This is a genomic window from Streptomyces radicis, assembly GCF_003626575.1.
GTDB lineage: Bacteria > Actinomycetota > Actinomycetes > Streptomycetales > Streptomycetaceae > Streptomyces > Streptomyces radicis.
In genome coordinates, this window is record NZ_RBDY01000007.1 from 86,453 (window position 1) to 111,677 (window position 25,225).

Consider the following 25,225-nt stretch of genomic DNA (forward strand, 5'->3'; position numbering starts at 1 on the left):
GATCGGGCGCTCGATCAGGCGGCGGAGATCGCGTCCACCGCGGCCTGGAACTCGGTGCGGAGCTCGTCGGAGAGCGGGGCCGAACCGGCCTCGGCGGCGGCGGCCTCCTGGCCCTCGGCGCTGATCATGTAGCCGAGGAACGCCTGGACCAGCTCGGCCGTGGCGGCGTCGTCGTAGGTGGCGCAGGCCATGGCGTACGAGACCAGGACGATCGGGTAGGTGCCCGCCTCGGTGGTGTCGCGGGCCAGGTCGTAGGCGAAGTCGTACTGACCGCGGCCCTCGACGCGCTCCGACACCGCGAGGACGGAGGCGGCGGCCTCGGGCGAGTACGGCACGAACTCCTCGCCGACACCCACGTTGACGGAGCCGAGCTCGCTGGCCTGGCTGGCGTCGATGTAGCCGATGGTGCCGTTGCCGCCGGAGATGGCCTGGCTGACACCGGAGGTGCCCTGCGCGGCCTCGCCGCCGGAGACCGGCCACTCGTCGCCGACCTCGTGCGGCCAGTCCTCGGGGGCGGCGGCGGCCAGGTACTCGACGAAGTTCTCGGTGGTGCCCGAGGGGTCGGAGCGGTTCACCACGGTGATCGCGGAGTCGGGCAGCTCGACGTCGGGGTTGTCGGCGGCGATCGCCTCGTCGTTCCAGGTGGTGATCTGCTGGTTGAAGATCTGGGCGATGACCGAGGGGCTCAGGTTGAGGGAGTCGACGCCCTCGAGGTTGAACGCGACCGCGATCGGCGAGACGTAGACGGGGATCTCGACGACCTCGCCGCAGCGCTCGGTCGCGCCCTCGAGCTCGCCCTCCTCCTCGGAGAAGTAGGCGTCGGTGCCGCCGAAGTCGGTGCCGCCCGCGAGGAACTGCTCGCGGCCCGCGCCGGAGCCCGAGGGGTCGTACTCGACCGTGACATCGGGGTGGAGGGCGTTGAACCCGGCCATCCAGGCGCCCATCGCGGCCTCCTGCGAGCTGGCGCCCGCTCCGGCGATGGTGCCGGACAGCTCCGAGGTCTCCTCGCCGCCGTTCCCGCCGGTGTCGCCGTCGCCGTTGCCGTTGTCCTCGTTGTCGCTGCTACAGGCCGTGACCAGGGCCAGGGCGGACACCGCGGCTATCGCGGCGGACTTTGCGCGCCAGTTGCGCATGGCCGTTGCTCCTTGTTCAAAGCCCAGCCGGTCCGGCCGGGTGCAGATGACTTGAAAGTGTCGAGGAGAACGTAGGAGCGGCCAGCGAAGGCGTGAGGGCCAGAAGGTGAACAGAAAGATAGGTTCAACGGAACCGGTAGTTTCACAAAAAGAGTTGGAATCGTTAAGGAACGGACCTCCCCGCCGAGACCCGTACGGCCATGGCGGAAGGCCCGTCGAACGCCTGACTCAGCTCGTGGGCGGCACCAGCCGGTAGCCGACGCCGCGGACGGTCTGGATGATCTCCGGGTGGTGCGGGTCGTCACCGAGCCGCTCGCGAAGGCGCCGAATGTGAACGGTGATGGTGTTCGACCGGCGGGCTCCCTCGCCCCACAGCTCGGCCCTGATCCGGTCCCTGGTGATGACCTTCTCGGCGTTGAGCATGAGCAGGTGAAGCAGCTGGAACTCCCGCAGCGGCAGCCTGGCCGTCGGAACGCCGTGCATCCGCACCTCGTACGTGCTCGGGTCGAGCGTCAACGGGCCGCACACCAGCGGCTGGTCCCAGCCGCGGTTGCCCCGGTCGGCCAGGCTGAGCAGCTGCGCGACCTCGCGGGGGCGGTAGGGGCGCGCGACACAGGCGCTCGCGCCCGCGGCGAGCGCGGGGGCCACCTGGGCGGTGTCCTCGGGGCCCACGCCGAGCACGACGGGGATGGACAGCCTGCGGCGCACCAGGCGCAGCACGGTGGCGCCGTCGATCACGGGCAGGTCGGCCGACACGAGCAGCACGTCGGGCTTGCGCAGCCCGGCCTCGAGCAGCGCGGCGGCGCCGTCGGCGCAGTGGACCACGGACACCTGGTACTTGGCGAGCTGGGCCGTGAGCCCCTGTCTGATGCGCTCGTCGGAGTCCGCGAGCAGGACGACGGGGTCGGTCCCGAGCGGGATGCGGGTCGAGGGGGGCAGCGGCTCGTCCATGCCGTCCTCCGGCGCGCTCGCGGGCGACCTGCGGGGATGCGTCGTGCTCAACCAGGCGCCCATGGCGCTCTCCCTCGCTGTCGTTGTCGGCAGTGAAGAACGCGGTGCGTGCGGTCTTCGGACCCGGGCCCTCGCGGCGCCGACGCGGGGCGTTCACCATGTAACGAGCTGTGGGTAGCGGGTTGTACGGCGTTCGGTGAACCCACGATGAACAACGGCGTTCCCTCAGGTTCTCGGCCGCCACACCGCTTCATCTGCGCAGGTGCCGGGGGCCGCCGCGGGGCGCGGCGGGGCGCCGCGTCCGGCGCCGTGGACCGATCCTCGAAGTCCGCCGGGACAGGGCCTAGCATTCTCTGCATCGTCGGGGAGCACAGGGGCAGTGGTGGGAATCGAAAGCGAACAGCTCGTCTACGACTATCTGAGCCGCGTCGGCGACCTGGCCCACGGCACCAGCATGTCGGCCGCGCAGCGCGCCTCGCTGGTCAACCGGGTGCGGGACGAGATCGGGCGCGAACGGGCCGCCGCGGGGGGCGCGGAGAGCCGGTCGGCGGTCAAGCGGATCCTGGGCCGGATGGGCCCGCCCGAGGACATCGTCGCGGCGGCGGCGCACGCGGCACCCGCGCCCGCTCCCTCGCCCCCCGCCACGCCCCCTTCCGCGCCTTCCGCTCCCGCGCGCGCCCCTGAGGATGCGCCCGTGCCGCCGCCGCGGGAGGCCGAAGGGCCCGTTCGGCTCGACAAGCGGCCGGGGCACTGGCCCGACGGGCAGATCGGCCGGTTCTTCGGCGGGATCGAGATCCCCGAGCTGCTGCGCCCGCCCCTCGACGGCGACCCCGAGGAGGCCGACGAGCGGGCCGACGAGGACCCCGAGGCGGCTCCCGACACGGCGGCTCCCCAAGAGCAGCCCGAGGCGCCGCCCGCCGCGCAACGCCCCTCGCGCCGACGGAGGTTGGCCCACTCCGCGCTGGCGGGCAAGCGGGTCGGCGGCCCCGTCGAGCTGCTCGGCGTCGCGGTGCTCGTGGCCGGGACGGCCATCGGCTCGGTGGTCGCGCTGGGCGCGGGCTGGCTCATCGCGTACTGGTCGCCGCGGCTGAGCCGCAGGGAGGCGCAGTGGGCGACGTTCGGCATGCCCGCGCTGGTCGCGGGCGGCTACGCGACCTGGCTGCTCGGCCGCGCGGGCGGGTACTGGGGCGCGGCGCTGGCCGAGGGCGACGCGGAGGCGGCGTTCGCCGACCACTGGCCCCTGCTGCTGCGCGGCGCGGCCCTGGCGACGGCGGCGTTCCTCCTCTACCGCGCCCGTCGCAGGGTCCCTGCCGGAGGCTGACCCGCGGCACGCCGGGGCGCCGGGTGTGCCGACACGTCACGCGCCGAACGGCAGCGGACGCCCCAGCCCGGGGGCAAGGCCCCCCGGCCCCCCAACCACCGCCGCCCCGCACCCGATCGTTCGCCGCCAAGGGCCCGACCCGGCCAGGTCACCTCACAATTCCCTGGCGATGTGGTGGATCAGCTGGCGGGACTCGTCCGGGTCGAGGGACACCTTGCGCGCGCGGGTGAAGAAGGCGCGATAGGCGACGAGTTCGGCCTCGGCGTCCAGGAACGCGCCGCCGATCGGGGTGTCGATCTGGAGCGTGTCGAGCTGCGGGACCACGCCGTTGGCGTAGAGCACCGGCTGGATCGCCTCGAAGAAGTCCTCGTTGGTGAACGGGATGACATGCACCGTGATCCCCGGCCGCTCCGACGCCTCCATCAGGTACTCGAGCTGCCGCCGCACCACCTGCCGCCCGCCGAACCGCATGCGCAGCGCCGCCTCGTGGATGAACGCCTCGAACGGCGGCGGCTCTTCGCGCTCCAGCACCACCTTGCGCCGCATCCGGAACTCCGTGCGGGTCTCGATCTCCTCGCCCGGCAGCTCCCCCACCCCGGCGCGGAACAACGCCCGTGTGTAGTCCGGGATCTGGAGCAGCCCGGGGACGGCGACCATGTGCACGATGCGCATCCCCACCGAGTGGTGCTCCAGCTCGGCCACATTCAGAGGGTCGGGAGCAACCATGCCACGGTACGCGTCCCACCAGAATTGGCCCCGCCGCTCACGGGCGATGGCGCACAGCGCCTCGAGCAGCGCCTGATCGGTGCAGCAGTAGAACGTGGCCAGCTTCTTGATCCGCTCCTCGCTGACGCCGATCCTGCCGGACTCTATGTGGCTGATCTTGCCCTGGTCGGTCCCGAGCATGCCCGCGGCCTCACGGGCCGTTCGACCGGCCCGCTCGCGCAGCTTCCTCAACTCCGCGCCGAGGCGCGCCTGTCGAGCGGTGGGATTCTCCCTCGGCGGCATCGTGTCCTGGCCCTTCCGTCGTCTGCCCACCGAAGTCTGCCGCCCCCTCACCCCCTGAGTCCACTCGCCTACGCAACTCGCCCCTCCTCACCGTTGCCACGGGGCAACCTTCCAACGCGCCCGCCGATGATCGCGGGACGGGCCCCGTGCGCCCCACCCCTCGGGCCGCTACCGTTGGCCGGATGACCGGCACCAGCCCTCGTACCCTCGCCGACGAGCTGCGATCTCGCTCCGACGCCGAGCTGGCCGGGCTGCTGCGCGCCAGGGCCGACCTGCTGTCGCCGCTGCCCGGCGATCTCTCCCAGCTCGCCACCCGCGCCGGGACCCGCGCCTCCGTGCTCCGCGCGATCGAGCGGCTCGACGCGTTCACGCTCCAGGCCGCCGAGGCGCTGGTCGTCGCGCCGCAGCCCTGCTCGTTCCCCGCCCTGGCCGCGCTGCTGCCGGGCGGCGAGGACCGCCTGCCCGACGCGCTCGCGACCCTGCGCGCCCGCGCGCTCCTGTGGGGCAGGCCCGACGCGATGCGCCTGGTGCGCACGGCGCAGGAGCTGCTCGCGCCCACGGCCGCGCGCCCCAGCTCCACGGGCCTCGGCCCCTCACTCGCCGAGACGGCCGCGGGCATCTCGCCCAGCCGCATGCAGGACCTGCTCACCCACGCCGGGCTGCCGCCCACCCACGACCCGGTGAGCGCGCTCGCGGCGCTGACCACGCTGTTCGCCGACCAGGAACGGCTGGCCACGCTGCTCGACGAGGCGCCGCAGGGCGCCCTCGGCGCGCTCGACCGGCTCACCTGGGGGCCGCCCTACGGCGAGGTCTCCGCCCACCCCGCGCCCCATCTGCGCTGGCTGCTCGACCGCGGCCTGCTCATGCCGACGGGCCCTGGCACCGTCGTGCTGCCGCGCGAGGTCGCCCTCCATCTGCGGGGCGGACGGGCGCATCGGGAGTTGCGCGCCCACCCGCCCGCGCCCCTCCTGCGCTTCGAGCACTCCCCCGACGCCGCGGACGCCGCCGCGGCGGGCGCCGTCCATGCCGCGCTGACGGTGGTCGAGGAGCTGCTGACCGCGTGGGAGACCGAGACGCCCGCCGTGCTGCGCGCGGGCGGCCTGGGCGTGCGCGAGCTGAAACGTGCCGCCGTCACCCTCGACGTCGCCGAGCCCGAGGCCGCGTTCTGGCTCGAACTCTCCTACGCCGCAGGCCTCCTGGCGGGCGACGGCGCCGCGGACGAGCGGTACGCGCCCACCCCCGCGTACGACGACTGGCTCGCCATGGCGCCCGAGCGCCGCTGGCTGCGCCTCGTCGCCGCGTGGCTCACCACGACCCGCGTCCCCGGGCTCGTCGGCGCCCGTGACGGCAAGGGCCGCCTGCTGGCCGCGCTCGGCCCAGGCCTCGACCGCGGCCCCACCGCCGAGCTGCGCCGGGCAACGTTGCGCCTCCTCTCCGCGCTCCCGCCGGGCGCCGCGCCCGAGCCCACGTGGGTGCTCGAGCGGATGCGCTGGGAGCTGCCGCGCCGCGTTCCCGACGAGACGCGCGCGACGCTGTGCCGGGCGGCGCTCGCCGAGGCCGAGCGCCTCGGCGTCACCGGGCGCGGCGCGCTCACGTCGTTCGCCAGGCCGCTGCTCGCCGAGCCGCCCGGGGCCGCTGACCCCGAGCGGGCCGCGGCGCTGCTCGCGCCGTTCCTGCCCGAGCCGCTCGACCACTTCCTGCTCCAGGCCGACCTGACCGCCGTCGCGCCAGGGCCGCTCCGCCGCGACCTGCGGCAGGCCATGGCCGTGGCCGCCGACATCGAGTCGCGCGGGGGCGCGACCGTCTACCGGTTCACGCCCGACTCGGTGCGCCGCGCGCTCGACGCGGGCTGGTCGGCGGCCGAGCTGCACGCGTTCCTCGCCGCCCGCTCGCGCACGCCCGTTCCACAGCCGCTCTCCTACCTCGTGGACGACGTCGCGCGGCGGTACGGCAGGCTGCGGGTCGGGGCGGCGGCCAGCTATCTGCTGTGCGACGACGAGTCGTTGCTCACCCAGGTTGTCGCCGACCGGCGCGCCGAGGGGCTGCGGCTGCGCCGGATCGCGCCCACGGTGGTGATCTCGGGCGCCCCGCCCGGCACCCTGCTCGAGCGGCTGCGGGAGTACGGCTACGCGCCCGCGGCCGAGTCGGCGGACGGCGCGGTCGTGACGCTGCCGAGCGAGCCGCACCGCACGCCGGCGCGCACGCTGCCCGAGCCCGCCCCCGACTCACCACCGGCCGCCGACGATTCGCTCCTGAGCGCCGCCGTGCGCGCCATCCGCGCCGGGGACCACGCCGCGGGCGCCGCGCCGCGCACCCCCGCGGGGCGCGTTCCCGACCCGGCCGGGCCACCGCCGCGCACGTCGTCGGCCGACACGCTGGCCGCCCTGCGGGTGGCGGCGGCCGACGGGGCGCTCGTGCGGATCGGCTACGTCGGCGCGGACGGGATGGCCACGCAGCGGATCCTGTCCCCGGTGCGGGTCGAGGGCGGCTTCGTCACCGCCTTCGACCACACCGCCGACGAGGTGCGCACCTACCCCCTGCACCGCATCACGGGCACCGCGGGCCTGTGAGGTCCCGCGGCCCCGTGAGCCGTCACATCCGCTCGGGCGCCGCGATCCCCAGCAGGTGCAGGCCCTGGGCCAGGGTCGCCCTGGTCAGCTCGCAGAACGCCAGGCGGTTCGCCCTGACCTCGTCCGGCACATCGCTCCGCAGCACGGGACACGACTCGTAGAACGCCGTGAACGCCCGTGCCAGCGCGTACAGATACCCCGCGAGCTGGTGCGGCTCGAGCGTCTCGGCCACCGCGTCCAGGGTCGCGCCGAACTCGTCGAGCACCAGCGCGAGGGCGCGCTCCGCGGGCTCGAGCGCGAGCCCGGGCGCGAACCCCCCGCGCCCCGCGCCCGTCTCCCCCGCCTTGCGCAGGATCGAGGCGATCCGGGTGTGCGTGTACTGGAGGTAGACGCCGGTCTGGCCGTTGAAGCTGACCATGCGCTCGACGTCGAACGAGTAGTCCTTCGTCCGCGACGTCGAGAGCTCCGCGTACTTCACCGCGCCCACGCTCGCCAGGTGCGCGACGTCGTCGAGCTCGTCGGGCGACAGGTCCGGGTCCTTCTCGGCGACCACCTCGCGCGCCCGGCGCAGCGCGTCATCGAGCAGGTCGGCGAGGCGGACGGTGCCGCCCGCCCTGGTCTTGAACGGGCGCCCGTCGGGGCCGTTGATCGTCCCGTTCGCGGCGTGCACCGCCACCAGGTCCTCGGTCAGCCAGCCCGCCCTGCGCGCCGTGCGGAACACCATCTCGAAGTGCTGCGACTGCCGGGCGTCCACGATGTAGATCATCCGCGTGCCACGCAGGTCCTTGATGCTGTGCCTGATGGTGGCCAGGTCGGTCGCCGCGTAGCCGAAGCCGCCGTCGCTCTTCCGCACGAGCATCGGCACCGGCTTGTCCTCGGGGCCGCGGATGTCGTCGAAGAAGACGACCTGGGCGCCGTTGCTGTCCTCCAGGATCCCCTTGTCGCGCAGCTCGTCGACGACGTCGTGCAGCCAGGGGTTGTAGAACGACTCGCCCTTGGTGTCCTCCTGCGTCAGCAGCACGCCGAGCCGCCGGTAGACCTGCTGGAACGCCTCCTCCGACTCGGCGACGATCTCCCGCCAGGCCGAGACGGTCTCCTCGTCGCCCGACTGGAGCGCGACCACCCTCCGCTGCGCCCGCTCCTTGAACGCGGGGTCGGCGTCGAACTCCGCGCGCGCGGTCCTGTAGAGCGCGTCGAGGGCCGAGACCGCACCGGCCCTGCCCTCGTCGCCCGCGTCGCCCGCCGCCAGGTCCTTGCTGCGCCAGGCCGCCTCGGGGTGCTCGAAGAGGTACTGGATGAGCATGCCGAACTGCGTGCCCCAGTCCCCGATGTGGTTCTGCCGGATCACCGTGGCGCCGAGGAAGCCGAGGACGCGGGTCAGCGCGTCGCCGATGAGCGTGGACCGCAGGTGGCCGACGTGCATCTCCTTGGCGACGTTGGGCGCGGAGTAGTCGACGACGTCCGTCTCGCCCTTCCTGCTCGGCTCGACCCCGAGCCTGGGGTCGGCAAGCCGCTCGGCGAGGCGGCCGAGGAGCCTGGAGTCGGCGAGCGAGATGTTGAGGAAGCCGGGGCCCGAGACCTCGACGTCCGTCAGCCAGTCCAGGTCGGCCAGGCCCGCCCGCAGCTCGGCGGCCAGCTCGCGCGGGGGGCGGCCGAGGCGCTTGCCCAGGGAGAGGGCGACGTTGGACTGGAAGTCCGCGTGGTCGGAACGTCGCACCAGCGGGTCCGCGGGGACGAGCCCCGCCCCGGCCATCGCCGCCGAGACAGCCGCTTCCACATCGCCGGCCAGGGACCGTACCCGTTCCGCCATGGTCGCTCGCATCCTCCTCGTGAGCCGCGGCGGGCGTCGCGCCCACCGGCACCCACCAGCATGACAGGTGCGGAGGACCGCACGTTCCCCCATTTCCCCGCACGCGCACGTGGGCGACGGCACGGTGATCCCGGACTGTCGGCGCCCGCCCCGCGGGTCAACCGCGCGCCCCTTGGGCCCACCCTTTCCGGTGACCGTATGGTCGTATGCGGAATCGCGCCTCGTGCTCGCGTCCATACTCAGCGCCATGGGAGCAGTGATGACCGTCGAACGGCCTGCGCGGGCGACTCCGTCCCCTACTACTGGCGCGTGGAGCGCGAGCGCGACGACGGTATCGCCGTGCACGAATACTGGCCGCACCACGAGACCCGCAGCTACATCCCCGCGCCCCAGCACCCCGTGCACCGGGGCACGTTGATCACCGAGGTGCCCTTCCCCGTCGAGATCGACCTGAGCGCCCTGACCGATTTCTGAGCGCATCCGGCAGACTGGAGTCTTGGCCGGAATCGCCCGGCCAGACCCATGCGGAGCGGCGGAGGCGAGACCTGGCGTGACTGGACCCCTCATCGTGCAGAGCGACAAGACGCTGCTCCTCGAAGTCGATCACGAGCAGGCCGAGGACTGTCGCCGGGCCGTCGCGCCGTTCGCCGAGCTGGAGCGGGCGCCCGAGCACATCCACACGTATCGCGTGACGCCGCTCGGGCTGTGGAACGCGCGGGCCGCCGGGCACGACGCCGAGCAGGTCGTCGACGCGCTGGTCACATACTCGCGCTATCCCGTGCCGCAGTCGCTCCTCGTCGACGTGGCCGAGATCATGGCGCGTTACGGCAGGCTCTCGCTCGTCAAGCACCCCGCCCACGGCCTCGTCCTCCAGAGCACCGATCCGCCGGTGCTCGAGGAGGTGCTGCGCTCCAAGCGCATCAAGCCGCTGATCGGGGCGCGGATCGATCCCGACACCGTCGTCGTGCACCCCTCCGAGCGCGGCCAGATCAAGCAGGCGCTGCTGCGGCTCGGCTGGCCCGCCGAGGACCTGGCTGGCTATGTGGACGGCGAGGCGCACCCCATCGCGCTGCGCGAGAGCGACTGGGAGCTGCGCCCGTACCAGCGGCAGGCCATCTCGGGCTTCTGGCACGGGGGTTCGGGCGTCGTGGTGCTGCCGTGCGGGGCGGGGAAGACGCTGGTGGGCGCCGGGGCGATGGCCGAGGCGCGCTCGACCACGCTGATCCTGGTCACCAACACCGTCTCGGCCCGGCAGTGGAAGTCCGAGCTGGTCCGCCGCACGTCGCTGACCGAGGACGAGATCGGCGAGTACAGCGGCACGCGCAAGGAGATCCGGCCGGTCACGATCGCGACCTACCAGGTGCTCACGACGCGGCGCAAGGGCGTGTATCCGCACCTGGAGCTGTTCGACTCGCGCGACTGGGGGTTGATCGTCTACGACGAGGTGCATCTGCTGCCCGCGCCGGTGTTCAAGTTCACGGCCGACCTCCAGGCGCGGCGGCGGCTCGGGCTCACGGCGACGCTGGTGCGGGAGGACGGCCGCGAGTCGGACGTGTTCTCGCTGATCGGGCCCAAGCGGTTCGACGCGCCGTGGAAGGAGATCGAGGCGCAGGGGTACATCGCGCCCGCCGACTGCGTGGAGGTCAGGGTGGACCTGACCGAGTCGGAGCGGCTCGCGTACGCGATGGCGGAGCCGGAGGAACGTTACCGCTTCTGTGCCACGACCGACTCCAAGCGGCGGGTGACCGAGACGCTGGTGCGGCGGCACGCGGGCGAGCAGACGCTGGTCATCGGGCAGTACATCGACCAGCTCGACGAGCTGGGCGAGCGCCTGAACGCCCCGGTGATCAAGGGCGACACGAGCAACACGCAGCGGGAGAAGCTGTTCAACGCCTTCCGCGCGGGCGAGATCCCCGTGCTCGTGGTGTCGAAGGTGGCGAACTTCTCGATCGACCTGCCGGAGGCGACGGTCGCCATCCAGGTGTCGGGGACGTTCGGCTCGCGGCAGGAGGAGGCGCAGCGCCTCGGGCGGGTGCTGCGACCCAAGGCGGACGGGCACGAGGCACGCTTCTACTCGGTCGTCGCGCGGGACACGGTGGACCAGGAGTTCGCCGCGCACCGGCAGCGCTTCCTGGCCGAGCAGGGGTACGCCTACCGGATCATGGACGCGGGCGAGCTGCTCGCGGGCGACGCCTGACGGGCGCGGAGGTCGCCGCCGACGCCGCCGACGCCGGATTCGGCCTCGGCGCGCTCGGCCTCGGCGCGGCCCAGGATGACGACGTCGAAGACGGCGCCCGCCACGACCCGGACGGCGTGAAAGGCGCGCAACGCGCCCCCCAACAGGTGGTGGGACGGGGCTGTGGCGGTGGTGGGAACGGTCGCGGTACTCATGTCCTTCAGCCTGCCCGCCCGCGCCCCGCGCCACATCACCCCCCGGACGGAACCCCTGACCTGCGCCGCTCCGCCTCAGGAGCGAGCCGCCCCACCCCACCCCCTAGGGAACGCCAGCCCACGCCTCAGGGGTGGGACCCGGTGCCCCTCGGTCCTCCGGCCGTTACGCCATGGTCCCGGGCGGGTAGCCGACGATCGCGTCGCGGTCGCGCGTGAGGCACACGACGCGCTCGGTCATCCGATCGCGCCCGCGCGGGGGCGGCCGTGCGTCTCCGGGGTGGACCCGCCGATCGCCGAGGTGCTCGTCGTACCGGCGGCGGCCGTTGTCGCGGCGCTCGGCGGCGCCCGGCGGGGGCCGGCGGGGGCCGGCGGGGGCCGCTCGGAGGCGTGGCCTGTTGTCACGGCCCGATCTACAGTGGGTAGCGGTGAGCACACCTCTCGAAGGAGGCGGACATGACCAGGGCGTGGGAGGCTGACCCCTCGGCGTTATTCGCGCGGCGGCTGGGGAGAACGGCGGCCGAGCTGGGGAATTCGAAGGACAAGGACGACTGCCCCGACATCTGGCAGCTCGACAACGGCGATGTCGCGGTGATAGGCCGCGACCTCACGGCCGCCTACGGCGCACGCCTTCCGGAGGGCGTCACCCTGGCCCCGGACGAGCGGCTGGTCGTCATCCCAGGGAACATGCTCAGTGCCGCGAAGGAAGACATCCCCGATGCTTGACCTCACCGTCCCCTCCCTCGATCTCTCACAGGGCGAAAGGCTCATCAGCCCTGACTACAAGGCCGACTTCCGCAGGCAGGACGCCGAGATCCGCGGCAGGAGCTCCTGGAAGCTCGAACGCCTCCAGCACTTCGAGGAGCGGAACGACCCCAGCAGGGACGCGCTCCGCCGGGGGGACTGGGATGCGGCCCTGCGGCTCCTGGAGGAGGAGCGCGAGGGCCTCCTGGAGTCCACACGGCAGGACGAGGAGAGGGACAACCCCTTCCACCGGGTCCGGGTGGTCGAGGAGCCGCTGACCGCGTATGTCCAATGGGAGTTGCACGCCCTGCGGATCCAGGCGGAGTGCGGTCGGCCGATCCGGGTCGTGGACGCCCGTGAGGTCGCGGCACTCGAGGCCGAGGGGCCGCTCCCCGAAGTGGTGATCCTGGGCGGGGAGACGCTGTATCGCGTGCACTACACCCACGAGGGAGTGCCCGACGGGGCGACCCGCTTCACCGACCGCGACACCATCGCCCCCTGGGAGGCGCTCATCGAGGCGCTCTACGCGGGCGGCGAGGACGTGATCCCCTATGTCCAACGCCGTGTGGAGCCGCTCCCGCCCCCACGGCTGACCGGGAGGTAGGCCGTCAGAGAGCGCGGCGAGGACGACGAACACCCCGGCGGCACGCGTTCGGAGCTGTCGGGGTCCTCCCGTGACGTCGTGCAGGCGGGAAGCATCAGCGGGGGCGTCCACTTCCACCGGCGGGGCGACTCCCCGGCCCACACGCCCCGGCAATTACCGGGCGATGTCCGGGGCTTCGTGAACCGGGAGGCCGAGCTCCAGCGGCTCGACGCCATCCTCACCGGTGCGCACGGGGACCCGCGCATGATCTCCGTCTGCGTCATCGCGGGAACGCCGGGCGCGGGCAAGACCTCACTGGCCCTGCGCTGGGCCCACCAGGCACAGGACCGGTTCCCCGACGGACAGCTCCATGTGAACCTGCGCGGGTACGACCCGGGCGAGCCGGTCGCGGCGGAGGAGGCGCTGCACCGGTTCCTGACGGCCCTCGGCGTCCCGCCGGGGGCCATCCCCCGCGACGCGGACGCGGCGGCGGCCCTCTACCGGTCCCTGCTGTCCGACCGCAGGATGCTGGTCCTCCTGGACAACGCCGCCACCGTCGCCCAGGTGCGCCCCCTGCTGCCGGGCAAGGGCCGGTGCCTGGCCATCGTGACCAGCCGAAGCCGCCTGTCCAGCCTGGCCGTTCGGGACGGCGCGCAGCGGATCACCCTGGGCACGCTCGCCGAACCCGAGGCCGTCGCCCTGCTGCGCGCCGTCACCGAGGGGCGGACCGCGGACGACGCGGACAAGCTGGCCGAGCTGGCCCGGCTCTGCGCCAGGTTGCCGCTGGCCCTGCGGATCGCGGGTGAAAGGGCCGTCAGCGACCCGCACGCGGGGCTGGACGACCTGATCGCCGACCTGCGCGACGAGTCCGTGCTGTGGGACGCGCTGAGCACGGGCGACGAGGCGGACGCCGACGCGGTCAGGACCGTGTTCGCCTGGTCCTACCGGGCGTTGCCCGAGGACGCCGCCCGCCTGTTCCGGCTGCTCGGGCTCCATCCCGGGCCGACGTTCGGGCCGCACGCGGCGGCCGCGCTCGCCGGGGCGCCGCCGCGCAGGACACGGCAGCTGCTCGACACCCTCGTCGGCGCGCACCTCCTGGACCAACCGGCCTCGCACCGTTACGAGTTCCACGACCTGCTGAGGGCGTACGCCACCGCGCAGGCCCGGCAGGAGGAGCCACCCGCCGAGCGGCAGGCGGCCCTGCGCCGGGTCCTCGACTGGTACCTCCACACCGCCGACGCCGCGCAGGAGTGGCTCGCCCCCGGCGGGGACCGCCTGCCGCTCGATCCTCCGGACGAGGCCGTGACGCCCATGGCCTTCCGGGACTACGACCAGGCCGTGGACTGGTCGGAGCGGGAGCACGCCAACTTCCTCCCGGCCGTGCGCGCGGCCGAGGCCGCCGGGCTCGTCCCTCACACATGGCGGCTCGCGGCCGTTCTGTGGCACGCCCAGGCCCCCTCGGCCTCCGGCGCCGACTGGCTACCGGTGGGCGAGCTGGGGCTCAGGGCCGCTCGCCACCTCGGCGACCGCCCCGCGGAGGCGTTGCTCATGGAACGCGTGGGCATGGGCCACGCACGCGTCGGCCGCCTGGCCGAGAGCGCGGAGTGCCACCGTGAAGCCCTCGCCATCCGGGGGGAGTTGGGCGATCGGGAGGGGGTGGCCGAGTCCACCAACCTCCTGGGCGTCGTCGCCCTGCGCGGGCGGCGCCTCGCCGAGGCGGAACGGCGGTTCACCGAGGCGATGGCCGTCTTCACCGAGCTGGGCCGGGAACGCGCGGCCACGATCGCCCGCGCCAACCTCGCCGTCGTGCGGTTCCAGGCGGGACGCCCCGATGAGGCCGAACCCGACGCCCGCGCGATCGAGGCCCTGCACCGCGAGCGCGGCGACAAGGCCCGTCTCGGCAACATCCTGCGGCTCCTCAGCGCCATCGAGTTGGAGACCGGTCGGCCGGAGGAGGCGCTGCGCACGGCCGCGGAGGCCGTCGAGCATGCGCTCGACCTCAGGGACCACACGTTGGAGGGCTACTGGCTCCTCGCCCTGGGCGCCGCGCAGCACGCGACGGGGCTGCCGGGTGACGCGCTCGTCTCGTTCCAGCGCTCGGCCGTGCTGCATCGGCGGCTGGGGAATCGCGGCCGGGAGGCGCTGGCCTGGCAGGGGGCCGGGGAGGTGTATGCCGCGCTCGGGCGGGACGAGGAGGCCGCCGCGTTCCTCCGGCGCGCCGCCGCCGCACACCGCGAGCTGAGGGACCGGTGGAACGAGGCCCTCGCCCTCGAGGCGCTCGGCGGCCCCGGTGACCGCGAGCGGGCCCTGACGTTGATCGCGTCCGACGACGACCCCCGCGCCGCCGCGCTCCGCGCGCGGCTCCACGCCGCGTCCCGGGAGTGACGGCGGCACAAATGATTTGCGCCGGGTCCTCCCGCTGCCTATGCTCCCGTGCTCTGCCTCCACCCGAGCCGCCGTCACCGGCGCGGGGCTGGAGCCGTCCGGACGGCAACCGGACGGCGTCCCCTTCCTCACCCACCCGCCGCCGACGAGCGATGGAGGCTCAGCCGTGCCCGCCCGCACCCCCCTGGACGACGAACGCGACCATCTCGCCGCCTCGCGCGCCGCCCTGCGCGCCATGCGCAGCGACGTCGAGGCGCTCGACATCAGCGACGTCACCGCGAACTGGGTCAACGCCGAGGTGCTCGCCTCCGAGATCGCGGCGCGGATCAGGTCCCTTGCCGACCTCGCGGGGACGCCGCTGTTCTTCGGCCGCCTCGACTACGAGGAGTCGCTCGACGAGGACGGTGAGAGCGGCCACCGCTTCTACATCGGCCGCCGCCATGTCCACGACGCGAGCGGCGACCCGATGGTCATCGACTGGCGCGCGCCCGTGTCGCAGCCGTTCTACCGGGCGTCCAAGCGGGACCCGTTGGGGGTCGCGCTGCGGCGGAGGTTCGGCTACGAGGGCGGGGACCTCACCGCGTACGAGGACGAGCACCTCACCGACCCCGCCGAGGCCGCCACCGGCAGCGCGCTGCTCCAGCGCGAGATCGAGCGGCCCCGCGTCGGCCCCATGCGCGACATCGTCGCCACGATCCAGCCCGAGCAGGACGAGATCGTGCGCGCCGGGCTCGGCGGAACGGTGTGTGTGCAGGGGGCGCCGGGCACGGGCAAGACGGCGGTCGGCCTGCACCGGGTCGCGTACCTGCTGTACACGCACCGCGAGCGGCTCGCCCGGAGCGGCACCCTGGTCATCGGCCCGAACCGCTCGTTCCTGCGCTACATCGAGCAGGTGCTGCCCGCGCTGGGCGAGATGGAGGTCAAGCAGGCCACCGTGGACGAGCTGGTGGCGCGGGTCGAGGTGCGGGGCGCGGACGGCGCGGAGGCGGCGCGTATCAAGGGAGACGCGCGGATGGCCGAGGTGTTGCGCCGGGCGGTGCGCTCCGGCGTGCGGATGCCGAGCGAGCCGGTGATGGTGGTGCGCGGCTCGCGGCGCTGGCGCGTTCCCGCCCATGAACTGGAGGAGATCGTACGGGAGTTGGCGAGCCGGGACCTGCGGTACGGCTCGGCGCGCGAGGCGCTGCCGCAGCGCGTCGCGCACGCGGTGCTGGTGCGGATGGAGCAGGCGGGCGAGGCGCCCGACGACCGGGTGCAGAACGCCGTGGCGCGCACGCCCGCGGTCAAGGCGGTGGTGAAGGAGTGCTGGCCGCAGGTCGACCCGGCGAAGCTGGTGCTGCGGCTGCTCTCGGACGCCGACTTCCTCGCGGAGCAGGCGGAGGGGATCCTCACGCCCGACGAGCAGAAGGCGATCCTGTGGGAGCGCCCGCCGCGTTCGGTGAAGTCGGCGCGCTGGTCCCCGGCCGACGCCGTTCTCGTCGACGAGGCCCACGACCTGGTGGAACGCACCGGGTCGCTCGGCCATGTGGTGCTCGACGAGGCGCAGGACCTGTCGCCGATGCAGTACCGGGCTGTGGGGCGGCGGTGCAGCACGGGGTCGGCCACGATCCTGGGCGACATCGCGCAGGGGACGACGCCATGGGCGACGGAGAGCTGGGCGGCCGCGCTCGCGCACCTGGGCAAGGGGCGCGCGGGCGAGGCGGTGATCGAGGAGCTGACGCAGGGCTTCCGCGTGCCGCGCGACGTCATCGCGTACGCCTCACGGCTGCTGCCCGCGATCGCGCCCGAGCTGAACGAGGCCACCTCGATCCGCGAGTCCGCGGGCTCGCTCGCCATCGGGCGGGTGGCGCGTGACGATCTCGACGAGGCGGTCGTGCTCGCGTGCCGCACGGCGCTCGAGAACGAGGGCTCGATCGGCCTGATCGCCGCCGACGCCCGCGTTCCCGCGCTGGCCGCGGCCCTCGCGGCGGGCGGGCTCTCCCACCTGGCCCCCGGCGACGAGACGTCGCGCGAGGCGCGCCTGACGCTGGTCCCCGCCTCGTTGGCCAAGGGCCTCGAGTACGACCATGTGGTCCTGGACGAGCCCGCCGCCGTGGTGAGCGGCGAGCCGGACGAGCGCACCGGCCTCCGCCGCCTGTATGTGGCGCTGACCAGGGCCGTTTCGGGGCTTGCCGTGGTGCACGCGGCGCCCCTGCCGGGGCCGCTCGCCGACTGAGGCGGCGCGCGCGTGACAATGCCGTGGTGAACGACAACGGCATGAGCCGACTGACCCACATCCCCGCGCCCGACGGCGTCGTGCCGGGGAACGGATACACGCACGTGGTCACCGGGCGCGGGCGCCTGGTCGCGATCTCGGGGCAGATCGCGCTGGACGAACGCGGGGAGCTGGTCGGGCCAGGGGACGCGGGGGCGCAGGCGCGGCAGGTGTTCCTCAACCTGAGCCGTTGCCTGGTGGCGGCCGGGGCGACGTTCGACGACGTGGTCAAGCTGACCTACTACGTGACCGACATCGACGACCTGCCCGCGGTCCGCGCCGCGCGCGACGCGTATGTCGACACCGCGCGCCCCCCGGCGAGCAGCGCGGTGCGGGTGGCCGGGCTGATCCGCCCTGATCTGCTGCTCGAGGTCGAGGCGTTCGCGCTCGTCCCGTGAGCGCGGGAGCGCGGGCGCTCCGTGAACGCGGGAGCGCGGGCGCCCCCGGCGCGCGCCGGGGACAATGGGGCGCATGGACGAGAACGCCGCGCTGCTCGACCGGTTCGCCGCCCTGCCCGACGCGCCGGGGACCGGCGTGGGGGAGGCGTTGCTGCGCTGCTGGTCGGAGCCGCACCGGCGCTACCACACGCGGGCGCACCTCGCGGCGGTGCTCGACCGGCTCGACGAGCTGACCGCGGCGGGCGAGGGCGGGCGCGTCAGGCCCGTCGCGCTGGCGGCGTGGTGCCACGACGCGGTGTACGACCCGCGCGCCCCCGACAACGAGGAGCGCTCCGCCCGGCTCGCCGAGGCGCTGCTCGACGCCGACCCCGACCGGGACGAGGTGGCCCGCCTCGTCCGGCTGACGGCGGACCACGCGCCCGCCGAAGGGGACGCCAACGGCGCGGCGCTGTGCGACGCCGACCTGGCCGTGCTCGCGGGCCCGCCCGAGGCGTACGCCGCCTACGCGGCCGAGGTGCGCCAGGAGTACGGCTTCGTGCCCGACGCGGACTTCCGCGCGGGCCGCGCGGAGATCCTGCGCCAACTCCTGGTCGCGCCCCGGCTGTTCAGGACGGACTACGGCGCAGGACGCTGGGAGTCCACCGCCCGGTTCAACGTCCGCTCCGAGCTGCGCCTGCTGACCGGCTGACTCACCGGACGCGCCGGGCTCACCGCCACGACCTGGCCCGCGCGCCCGGCGCGCGACTGGAGCCACGCGCCGACGAGCGCGCCGAGCACGAGCAGGGCGCCGACCCACGCGGTGGCGGCGTAGCCGAGCCCGGCGCTGATGACCAGGCCGCCGATCCAGGGGCCCAGGGTGTTCCCGGTGTTGAACGCCGAGGTCACGGTGGCCCCGGCGAGGGTGGGGGCGTCGGCGGTGGCGACGTTGAAGATGCGGGCGTTGAGGCCCGGCGCGCACAGGAACGACGCGAGGCCGAGCAGCCCGGACAGCGTCACGGCCGCCACGGCGTTGTGCGCGGTGAAGGCGGCGAGCGCGAGGACCGCGGCGGCGGCGGTGAGCCCGACGTAGAGCGTGCCGAACATGTGCGCGTCGGCAAGCCGCCCGCCCGCGACGGTGCCGATGAGCGCGCCGACGCCGTAGAGCACGAGCACGACCGGCACCCAGCCCTCGTCGAGACCCGTCACCTCGGTGAGCAGCGGCGCGAGGTAGGAGAAGAAGCAGAACGTCCCCGCCGCGAACAGCGCGGTCGTGGCGATCGCGAGCCACACCAGGGGATCTCGGTAGATGCGCAACTCCGAACGCAGCGGCGGCCGTTCGTCCGCCTCGGGCTCGGCGGCACGCGGCACGAGGAGCAGCACCCCGACCAGCCCCGCCACGGTCAGCAGGGCCACGGCCCAGAACGCCGAACGCCAGCCCAGGCTCTGCCCGAGCACGGCGCCACCCGGCACCCCGGCGATGTTGGCGATGCTCAGCCCGCCGATCATCACGGCCATCGCGCGCGCCCGCGCGTGCACCGGCACGAGCGAGATGGCGACCGCGGCGCCCACGGCCCAGAATCCGGCGCACGCGAGCGCGCTCACCACCCGGCAGAGGAAGAGCACCCAGTACGCGGGCGCGAGCGCCCCCACCACATGCCCCACGGCGAAGACGGCGAGCAGCCACACGAGCGTGAGCCGCCTCGGCAGCCGCTGCGTGGCCGCGGCGAGCAGGGGCGCGCCGACGACCATGCCGATCGCGAACGCCGAGATCAGCAGCCCGGCGGTGGGGATGGACACGTCGAGGTCGTCGGCGACCTCGGGCAGCAGCCCGGACAGCATGAACTCAGACGTCCCAAGCGCAAACACAGCGGCACCGAGAACGAGCACCGCGACGGGCAGCCTGGCGCTCGGCGCGGGCGATGACGGCACACCTACGGACGCTTCGGCCACGCCCCGCTCAACACCCCTCCACCCCGCCCCCATTCCCCCTCAACCCCGCTTTCTGCGCCGCAGGCCCGCCGCGGTCAGGCGGCTCACCAGCTCCCTGCTGTCCACCTCGACCGCCCCCAGCGCCACCGCGTCCGCGTAGCGCTCGGCCGGGACGTCGTAGTGGTCGCGCTCGAACGCCCGCCGCGGGGTGCCGAGGCGCTCGGCGAACGCGTGCAGCTCGCCGAACGACGCGTCGCTGACCAGGTGCGACCACATCCGCCCGTGCCCCGGCCAGGTCGGCGGGTCGATGTACACGGTCACCCGCGCACCCCGGCGAGCGAGCCGACGGCGGCCACCGCGCGCCCCGTGACGAGGCACACCCAGTGCGGGTCCTCCCCCAACTCCGGCTCCACGTCGAGCGCGTGCGGCTCCTCGGCCAGGTCGCACTCCTGGCACAGCGGCCACCTGCCGTGCCGCGCCAGCAGCGCGTCCTGGATGTCCTGCGCGAGCAGCCCGGTGACGAACACCGCGCCCGCGGGCCACTGGTCGCACCACCAGCGGCGGTGGGAGACTGCCTCCTCCAGCATGGAGACCTCCTCAGGCCCCGCCACCCCGTCCGCGACGAGGTCGGCCAGCACCAGCGCCCTGCCCCGGTGCAGGGCCTCTTCCGAAGTCGGCTGCTCCATGCCGACCATTGCACCAGAGTCGCGGCCGTTTTCCGACCCGTCCGAGCGCCCCGGAGGTCTTGACGGACCGCTCGGCTCGAAAATACGTTTCACCCTGTGAGGAATGCGATGAAGGAAAATTTCGTCCGCCGGGCCGGAAGACCCCGACCCGTCGCCGTGACGCCCCGACCCGCGCCTCCCGAGCCGGGCGCCCTGGCCGCGAAGGTGCGCACCATGGCCCCCTCGATGACGCGCTCCATGCAGCGCGTGGCGGAGACGGTCGCGGGTGACCCCGCGGGCTGCGCCGCGTTGACGGTCACCGGGCTCGCCGAGCGGACCGGCACGAGCGAGGCGACCGTCGTCCGCACCGCGCGGCTGCTCGGTTACCCCGGGTACCGGGACCTCCGCCTGGCCCTGGCCGGGCTCGCCGCCCAGCAGGCGTCGGGCGCCGCCCCCGCGGTGACGGCCGACATCTCCGTGGACGACCCGCTGAGCGAGGTCGTCGCCAAGCTCACGCAGGACGAGCGGCAGACGCTGTCCGACACGGCGGGCGCCCTCGACCTGGGTCAGCTCGAGGCGTCCGTCGCGGCGCTGGCCACCGCCCGCCGCATCGACGTCTACGGCATCGGCGCGTCCTCGCTCGTCGCCCAGGACCTGGCGCAGAAGCTCCTGCGCATCGGGCTGATAGCCCACGCCCACTCCGACCCGCACCTGGCCGTGACCAACGCGGTGCAGCTGCGCGCCGGGGACGTCGCCGTCGCCATCACCCACTCGGGCCGGACGGTGGACGTGATCGAGCCGCTCCAGGCCGCGTTCGACCACGGCGCCACCACCGTGGCGATCACCGGGCGCCCCGACGGCGAGGTCACCCACTACGCCGACCACGTGCTCACCACGTCCACCGCACGGGAGAGCGAGCTGCGCCCCGCCGCCATGTCGAGCCGGACCAGCCAGCTGCTCGTGGTGGACTGCCTGTTCATCGGCGTCGCCCAGCGCACCTACGAGTCGGCGGCGCCGGCGCTGCACGCCAGCTACGAGGCGCTGGCCCACCGCCACTCGCCCCGCGAGCGCTGACGGCGCGCGCCACCGCCGCCCCCTTCCTCCCGGAGAGCCGCTCCCGCATGTCCACCGAGTTCGATTCGCTGACCACCGAGGCGTACCGGCCCGAGCTGGCGGAGATCGACCAGCTGCCCACGCTCGACATCGCCCGCACCATGAACGCCGGGGACGCGACGGTCCCAGGGGCCGTCGCCGCGCAGCTGCCGCGCATCGCCGCCGCGATCGACGCGGCCGCCGCGCGCATGGCCAGCGGCGGCCGCCTGCTCTACCTGGGCGCGGGAACGGCGGGGCGCCTCGGCGTGCTCGACGCGAGCGAGTGCCCGCCGACGTTCAACACCGACCCCGGCGAGGTCGTCGGCCTCATCGCGGGCGGCCCGCCCGCGCTCGTCTCCGCCGTCGAGGGCGCCGAGGACAGCAAGGACCTCGCGGCCGCCGACCTGCGTGCCCGGGGCCTCACCCCTGACGACGTGGTGGTGGGCGTCTCGGCCTCGGGCCGCACGCCGTACGCCGTCGGCGCGGTCGAGCACGCGAGGGCGGAGGGGGCGCTGACGATCGGCCTCTCGTGCAACGCGGGCTCGCCGCTCGCCGCGGCGGCCGAGTTCGGCATCGAGATCGTGGTGGGGCCCGAGCTGATCACCGGCTCGACCCGCCTCAAGGCGGGCACCGCGCAGAAGCTCGTGCTCAACATGATCTCGACGATCAGCATGATCAGGCTCGGCAAGACCTATGGGAACCTGATGGTCGACGTCAGGGCGTCCAACGAGAAGCTGCGCGCCCGTTCGCGCCGCATCGTCGAGCTGGCCACCGGCGCGCCCGCCGAGGCGATCGAGTCCGCGCTCACCGCCACGGGCGGCGAGGTCAAGCACGCGATCCTGACGATCCTCGGGGACGTGGACGCGCCGACCGCCGACCGCCTGCTGAGCGAGTCCCGCGGCCATCTGCGGGCCGCCCTCGCGGCGGCCCGCGGGTGAACGCGCGGGTGGACCCGCGAGTGAACGCGCCCGCTCAGGCGGCCCGGCGCCGCAGCAGCCCGCGCCTTGCGGGCATCGCCTCGTAGGCCATGGCGGTGGTCGCGCCGTAGACCAGGTGCGGCACGATGTCCGACACCCAGCCGCGCGTGCCCCAGCTGGTCGGCCTGGTCACGCCGAGCGACGCCGCGGGCACGTCGCTGCCCGCCATCGCCGCGGCCCCCAGCGCGGGCCCGGCCAGCCAACGCGGCATCCGCCCGCCGCGGTCCCGCATCGCCCCGTACGCGGCGCCCACGGCGAGGCCCGTCGCGTAGCCGAACAGCGCGCCCATGGCCGTCTCCCGGTTGGGCCCGTGCTTGGGGTCGCCCGGGCTGATCCCCGTCCGGTACGCCAGCTCGCCGACGACCTCGTCGGGGGTGCCGCTCGCGGGCCTGCCGCGGATCAGCATGTCGCCGTACGTGGTGATGTTCAGGGCCGTCGTCCCGGCCGCACCGGCCAGCAGACCCTTGGTGATCGCGTGCATGGACTTTCCTCCAGGAACCCCCGTGTCCCCCCACCTGTCACGCGCCCCGAGTACCCGCACGCCCCGCCGGGACACGCCCCCGCGCCCGGGCACGCCGAAGGGCGGCACCCCCGAGGGGGTACCGCCCTTGAGCCGTGCCAGGCGGCGGCAGGGGCAGGGGGACTCAGAAGTCCATCCCGCCGCCCATGCCGCCCGCCGCGTCGCCGGCGCCGGCGGCGGCCTTCTCCGGCTTGTCGGCGATGACGGCCTCGGTGGTGAGGAACAGCGCCGCGATGGAGGCGGCGTTCTGGAGCGCGGAACGGGTGACCTTGGTCGGGTCGGGGATGCCCGCGGCCAGCAGGTCGACGTACTCGCCGGTGGCGGCGTTCAGGCCGTGGCCCTGGGGAAGGTTGCGCACCTTCTCCACCACGACGCCGCCCTCGAGACCGGCGTTGACCGCGATCTGCTTCAGCGGGGCCTCGAGCGCGAGCCTGACGGCGGCCGCGCCGGTCGCCTCGTCGCCCTCGAGGTCCAGCTTCTCGAGCGCCGAACCGGCCTGGAGCAGGGCCACGCCACCACCGGCGACGATGCCCTCCTCGACGGCGGCCTTGGCGTTGCGCACCGCGTCCTCGATGCGGTGCTTGCGCTCCTTGAGCTCCACCTCGGTGGCGGCACCGGCCTTGATGACGGCCACGCCGCCGGCCAGCTTCGCCAGGCGCTCCTGGAGCTTCTCGCGGTCGTAGTCCGAGTCGGACGCCTCGATCTCGGCGCGGATCTGGTTGACCCGGCCCTCGACCGACGCGCTCTCGCCCGAGCCGTCCACGATGGTGGTCTCGTCCTTGGTGATGACGACCTTGCGGGCGCGGCCCAGGAGGTCCAGGGTCGCGTTCTCCAGCTTGAGGCCGACCTCCTCGGAGATCACCTGGCCGCCGGTGAGGATCGCGATGTCGCCCAGCATGGCCTTGCGGCGGTCGCCGAAGCCAGGGGCCTTGACGGCGACGGACTTGAAGGTGCCGCGGATCTTGTTCACGACCAGGGTGGACAGGGCCTCGCCCTCGACGTCCTCGGCGATGATCAGCAGCGGCTTGCCGGACTGCATGACCTTCTCCAGCAGCGGAAGGAGGTCCTTCACGTTGCTGACCTTGGAGTTGACGATGAGGATGTACGGGTCCTCGAGCTCCGCCTCCATGCGCTCCATGTCGGTCGCGAAGTAGGCCGAGATGTAGCCCTTGTCGAAGCGCATGCCCTCGGTGAGCTCCAGCTCGAGCCCGAAGGTCTGCGACTCCTCGACGGTGATGACGCCTTCCTTGCCGACCTTGTCCATCGCCTCGGCGATCAGCTCGCCGATCTGCGTGTCGCCCGCGGAGATGGAGGCGGTGGAGGCGATCTGCTCCTTGGTCTCGACCTCCTTGGCCTGGTTCAGCAGGGCCTCGGAGACCTTCTCGACGGCGGCCTCGATGCCCCGCTTGAGGGCCATCGGGTTGGCGCCGGCCGCGACGTTGCGCAGGCCCTCGCGGACCAGCGCCTGGGCCAGCACGGTCGCCGTGGTCGTGCCGTCACCGGCCACGTCGTCCGTCTTCTTCGCGACCTCCTTGACGAGCTCGGCGCCGATCTTCTCGTAGGAGTCCTCGAGCTCGATCTCCTTGGCGATCGACACACCGTCGTTGGTGATGGTGGGGGCGCCCCACTTCTTCTCCAGCACGACGTTCCGGCCCTTGGGGCCGAGCGTGACCTTGACGGCGTCGGCGAGCTGGTTCATCCCGCGCTCAAGGCCGCGCCGCGCCTCCTCGTTGAACGCGATGATCTTGGCCATGTGAAGTGGTCCTCCCAGGACTGGGGTGGATTGCTCCGGACCGCGCTGGCGCCCGCGACGGACGGCCCCGGACCCGGCGGCTCCTTGCGCCACCCAGCCCCCGGACCTCACCGAACCGGTCCTTGCTTGTCACTCTCACCTTCAGAGTGCTAACGCCATGATTAGCACTCTCCCCCCGCGAGTGCAAGCGTGACCGAGTGGTCCGGGAGGAGATTGGGGGCACCTCCCGGACGAAGTCTGGGGGGACCCCCAGCAGCGCCCTCGCATGCCGCAGGGCCCGCGCCCCCGTGACGGGGGTGCGGGCCCTGCGTGACGCCGCGGTACGGTCGGCGGTTCAGGCGGTCACTCGGACCATGTCGGCCTGTGGACCTTTCTGTCCCTGCGAGATCTCGAACTCGACCCGCTGCCCCTCTTCCAGAGTGCGGTAGCCGTCCATCTGAATCGCGCTGTAGTGGACGAACACGTCCGCACCACCGTCTACCGCGATGAAGCCGTAGCCCTTCTCCGCGTTGAACCACTTGACGGTGCCCTGAGCCATTCCTAACTCCCCATTTTGCTGGCCCTTTCACGAGACCGCACTTCGCGGGCCCGGGTCAGACCTCTCAGACCCCACCCCCGGGCGGTCGGGGGGTGTGTGCCGGAACGCGTCGACCGCCGCTGAATGTATCTGGACGGACGCCCAGTGCAACAGGCCATTCGAGGGAGAATTCTTGGAGCCACAGAACGGGCAAAAGGCTCAAAATACATGAAAGTTGAATCTTTTCCCGC

23 protein-coding genes are annotated in these 25,225 nt (G+C 73.6%); 12 read left to right on the plus strand and 11 right to left on the minus strand.

Features of this window, described 5'->3' with window-relative positions; translation table 11 throughout:
- Nucleotides 1-14: 14 nt before the first annotated feature.
- Together pstS and D7318_RS12470 are read right to left on the minus strand one after the other, a co-directional pair.
- Complete coding sequence (gene pstS, locus D7318_RS12465) at nucleotides 15-1,133, minus strand: phosphate ABC transporter substrate-binding protein PstS (RefSeq protein WP_120697005.1); 1,119 nt, start codon at nucleotides 1,131-1,133, stop codon at nucleotides 15-17.
- A 228-nt stretch (nucleotides 1,134-1,361) separates the two neighbouring features.
- Complete coding sequence (locus D7318_RS12470) at nucleotides 1,362-2,147, minus strand: response regulator transcription factor (protein ID WP_230423672.1); 786 nt, start codon at nucleotides 2,145-2,147, stop codon at nucleotides 1,362-1,364.
- Between the two features lie 319 nt (nucleotides 2,148-2,466).
- Here D7318_RS12470 and D7318_RS12475 point away from each other — a divergent pair, with 319 nt between their 5' ends.
- Nucleotides 2,467-3,405, plus strand: coding sequence for a hypothetical protein (locus tag D7318_RS12475; protein ID WP_120697139.1), 939 nt, complete (start codon nucleotides 2,467-2,469; stop codon nucleotides 3,403-3,405).
- Between the two features lie 153 nt (nucleotides 3,406-3,558).
- Here D7318_RS12475 and D7318_RS12480 read toward each other — a convergent pair whose 3' ends face one another.
- Nucleotides 3,559-4,443, minus strand: coding sequence for a helix-turn-helix domain-containing protein (locus D7318_RS12480; RefSeq protein WP_329604574.1), 885 nt, complete (start codon nucleotides 4,441-4,443; stop codon nucleotides 3,559-3,561).
- A gap of 152 nt (nucleotides 4,444-4,595) precedes the next feature.
- Here D7318_RS12480 and D7318_RS12485 point away from each other — a divergent pair, with 152 nt between their 5' ends.
- Entirely contained in the window at nucleotides 4,596-6,983 is a 2,388-nt protein-coding gene (locus tag D7318_RS12485) for a helicase-associated domain-containing protein (protein ID WP_120697007.1), read from the plus strand.
- Nucleotides 6,984-7,005: 22 nt separating this feature from the next.
- Here the strand turns inward: D7318_RS12485 and argS are convergent, their stop codons facing one another.
- The gene (argS, locus tag D7318_RS12490; RefSeq protein ID WP_120697008.1) at nucleotides 7,006-8,793 is read right to left on the minus strand and encodes an arginine--tRNA ligase; all 1,788 of its coding nucleotides are present in this window, start codon (nucleotides 8,791-8,793) and stop codon (nucleotides 7,006-7,008) included.
- A 309-nt stretch (nucleotides 8,794-9,102) separates the two neighbouring features.
- Here argS and D7318_RS32810 point away from each other — a divergent pair, with 309 nt between their 5' ends.
- A complete protein-coding gene (locus D7318_RS32810; protein ID WP_183091392.1) occupies nucleotides 9,103-9,267 on the plus strand; it encodes a hypothetical protein in 165 nt (54 codons plus the stop codon).
- Between the two features lie 76 nt (nucleotides 9,268-9,343).
- Nucleotides 9,344-10,990: a DNA repair helicase XPB gene (locus tag D7318_RS12495; protein ID WP_120697009.1), complete on the plus strand. Its 1,647-nt coding sequence runs from the start codon at nucleotides 9,344-9,346 to the stop codon at nucleotides 10,988-10,990.
- On the opposite strand, the gene D7318_RS12500 is transcribed toward D7318_RS12495, so the two are convergent.
- Nucleotides 10,945-11,184: a hypothetical protein gene (locus D7318_RS12500; protein WP_147437674.1), complete on the minus strand. Its 240-nt coding sequence runs from the start codon at nucleotides 11,182-11,184 to the stop codon at nucleotides 10,945-10,947. The two genes, D7318_RS12495 and D7318_RS12500, sit on opposite strands and share 46 nt — an antisense overlap.
- Nucleotides 11,185-11,637: 453 nt before the next feature.
- Here D7318_RS12500 and D7318_RS12505 point away from each other — a divergent pair, with 453 nt between their 5' ends.
- The 6 genes from D7318_RS12505 to D7318_RS12530 all read left to right on the plus strand — a co-directional run bounded on the left by D7318_RS12505 (nucleotide 11,638) and on the right by D7318_RS12530 (nucleotide 18,230).
- On the plus strand, nucleotides 11,638-11,907 hold the full coding sequence (locus tag D7318_RS12505) for a hypothetical protein (protein ID WP_120697011.1): 270 nt from the start codon (nucleotides 11,638-11,640) through the stop codon (nucleotides 11,905-11,907).
- Complete coding sequence (locus D7318_RS12510; protein WP_120697012.1) at nucleotides 11,900-12,529, plus strand: DUF6879 family protein; 630 nt, start codon at nucleotides 11,900-11,902, stop codon at nucleotides 12,527-12,529. The genes D7318_RS12505 and D7318_RS12510 overlap by 8 nt, the downstream gene beginning before the upstream one ends.
- Nucleotides 12,530-13,033: 504 nt before the next feature.
- Nucleotides 13,034-14,893 carry a tetratricopeptide repeat protein gene (locus D7318_RS12515; RefSeq protein ID WP_230423692.1) on the plus strand — a complete coding sequence of 620 codons (1,860 nt, stop codon included), beginning with the start codon at nucleotides 13,034-13,036 and terminating at the stop codon, nucleotides 14,891-14,893.
- A 166-nt stretch (nucleotides 14,894-15,059) separates the two neighbouring features.
- The gene (locus D7318_RS12520; protein ID WP_230423675.1) at nucleotides 15,060-17,105 is read left to right on the plus strand and encodes a HelD family protein; all 2,046 of its coding nucleotides are present in this window, start codon (nucleotides 15,060-15,062) and stop codon (nucleotides 17,103-17,105) included.
- 41 nt (nucleotides 17,106-17,146) lie between these two features.
- Nucleotides 17,147-17,542, plus strand: coding sequence for a RidA family protein (locus D7318_RS12525; protein WP_120697141.1), 396 nt, complete (start codon nucleotides 17,147-17,149; stop codon nucleotides 17,540-17,542).
- Between the two features lie 73 nt (nucleotides 17,543-17,615).
- Nucleotides 17,616-18,230 (plus strand): HD domain-containing protein, encoded by a 615-nt coding sequence (locus D7318_RS12530; protein ID WP_329604576.1) that lies wholly within the window; start codon nucleotides 17,616-17,618, stop codon nucleotides 18,228-18,230.
- Here D7318_RS12530 and D7318_RS12535 read toward each other — a convergent pair.
- From D7318_RS12535 to D7318_RS12545, 3 genes are all read right to left on the minus strand, one after another.
- Entirely contained in the window at nucleotides 18,158-19,420 is a 1,263-nt protein-coding gene (locus tag D7318_RS12535) for a Cmx/CmrA family chloramphenicol efflux MFS transporter (protein ID WP_230423694.1), read from the minus strand. The genes D7318_RS12530 and D7318_RS12535 overlap by 73 nt on opposite strands.
- 90 nt (nucleotides 19,421-19,510) lie before the next feature.
- Nucleotides 19,511-19,771 (minus strand): DUF4031 domain-containing protein, encoded by a 261-nt coding sequence (locus D7318_RS12540; RefSeq protein ID WP_120697016.1) that lies wholly within the window; start codon nucleotides 19,769-19,771, stop codon nucleotides 19,511-19,513.
- Nucleotides 19,768-20,136, minus strand: a complete 369-nt coding sequence (locus D7318_RS12545) for a hypothetical protein (protein ID WP_120697142.1) — start codon at nucleotides 20,134-20,136, stop codon at nucleotides 19,768-19,770. Before D7318_RS12545 ends, D7318_RS12540 begins: the two co-directional genes overlap by 4 nt.
- Before the next feature lie 108 nt (nucleotides 20,137-20,244).
- On the opposite strand from D7318_RS12545, the gene D7318_RS12550 reads away from it, so the two are divergent.
- Both D7318_RS12550 and murQ read left to right on the plus strand, forming a co-directional pair.
- Entirely contained in the window at nucleotides 20,245-21,189 is a 945-nt protein-coding gene (locus D7318_RS12550; RefSeq protein WP_230423676.1) for a MurR/RpiR family transcriptional regulator, read from the plus strand.
- Between the two features lie 47 nt (nucleotides 21,190-21,236).
- The gene (murQ, locus tag D7318_RS12555) at nucleotides 21,237-22,145 is read left to right on the plus strand and encodes an N-acetylmuramic acid 6-phosphate etherase (protein WP_120697018.1); all 909 of its coding nucleotides are present in this window, start codon (nucleotides 21,237-21,239) and stop codon (nucleotides 22,143-22,145) included.
- Nucleotides 22,146-22,179: 34 nt separating this feature from the next.
- On the opposite strand, the gene D7318_RS12560 is transcribed toward murQ, so the two are convergent.
- The 3 genes from D7318_RS12560 to D7318_RS12570 form a co-directional block, all read right to left on the minus strand.
- Nucleotides 22,180-22,665, minus strand: coding sequence for a hypothetical protein (locus D7318_RS12560; RefSeq protein WP_120697019.1), 486 nt, complete (start codon nucleotides 22,663-22,665; stop codon nucleotides 22,180-22,182).
- Between the two features lie 163 nt (nucleotides 22,666-22,828).
- Nucleotides 22,829-24,457 (minus strand): chaperonin GroEL, encoded by a 1,629-nt coding sequence (gene groL, locus D7318_RS12565; RefSeq protein ID WP_120697020.1) that lies wholly within the window; start codon nucleotides 24,455-24,457, stop codon nucleotides 22,829-22,831.
- 334 nt (nucleotides 24,458-24,791) lie between these two features.
- Nucleotides 24,792-24,995 carry a cold-shock protein gene (locus tag D7318_RS12570; RefSeq protein WP_004986573.1) on the minus strand — a complete coding sequence of 68 codons (204 nt, stop codon included), beginning with the start codon at nucleotides 24,993-24,995 and terminating at the stop codon, nucleotides 24,792-24,794.
- Between the last annotated feature and the right edge of the window lie 230 nt (nucleotides 24,996-25,225).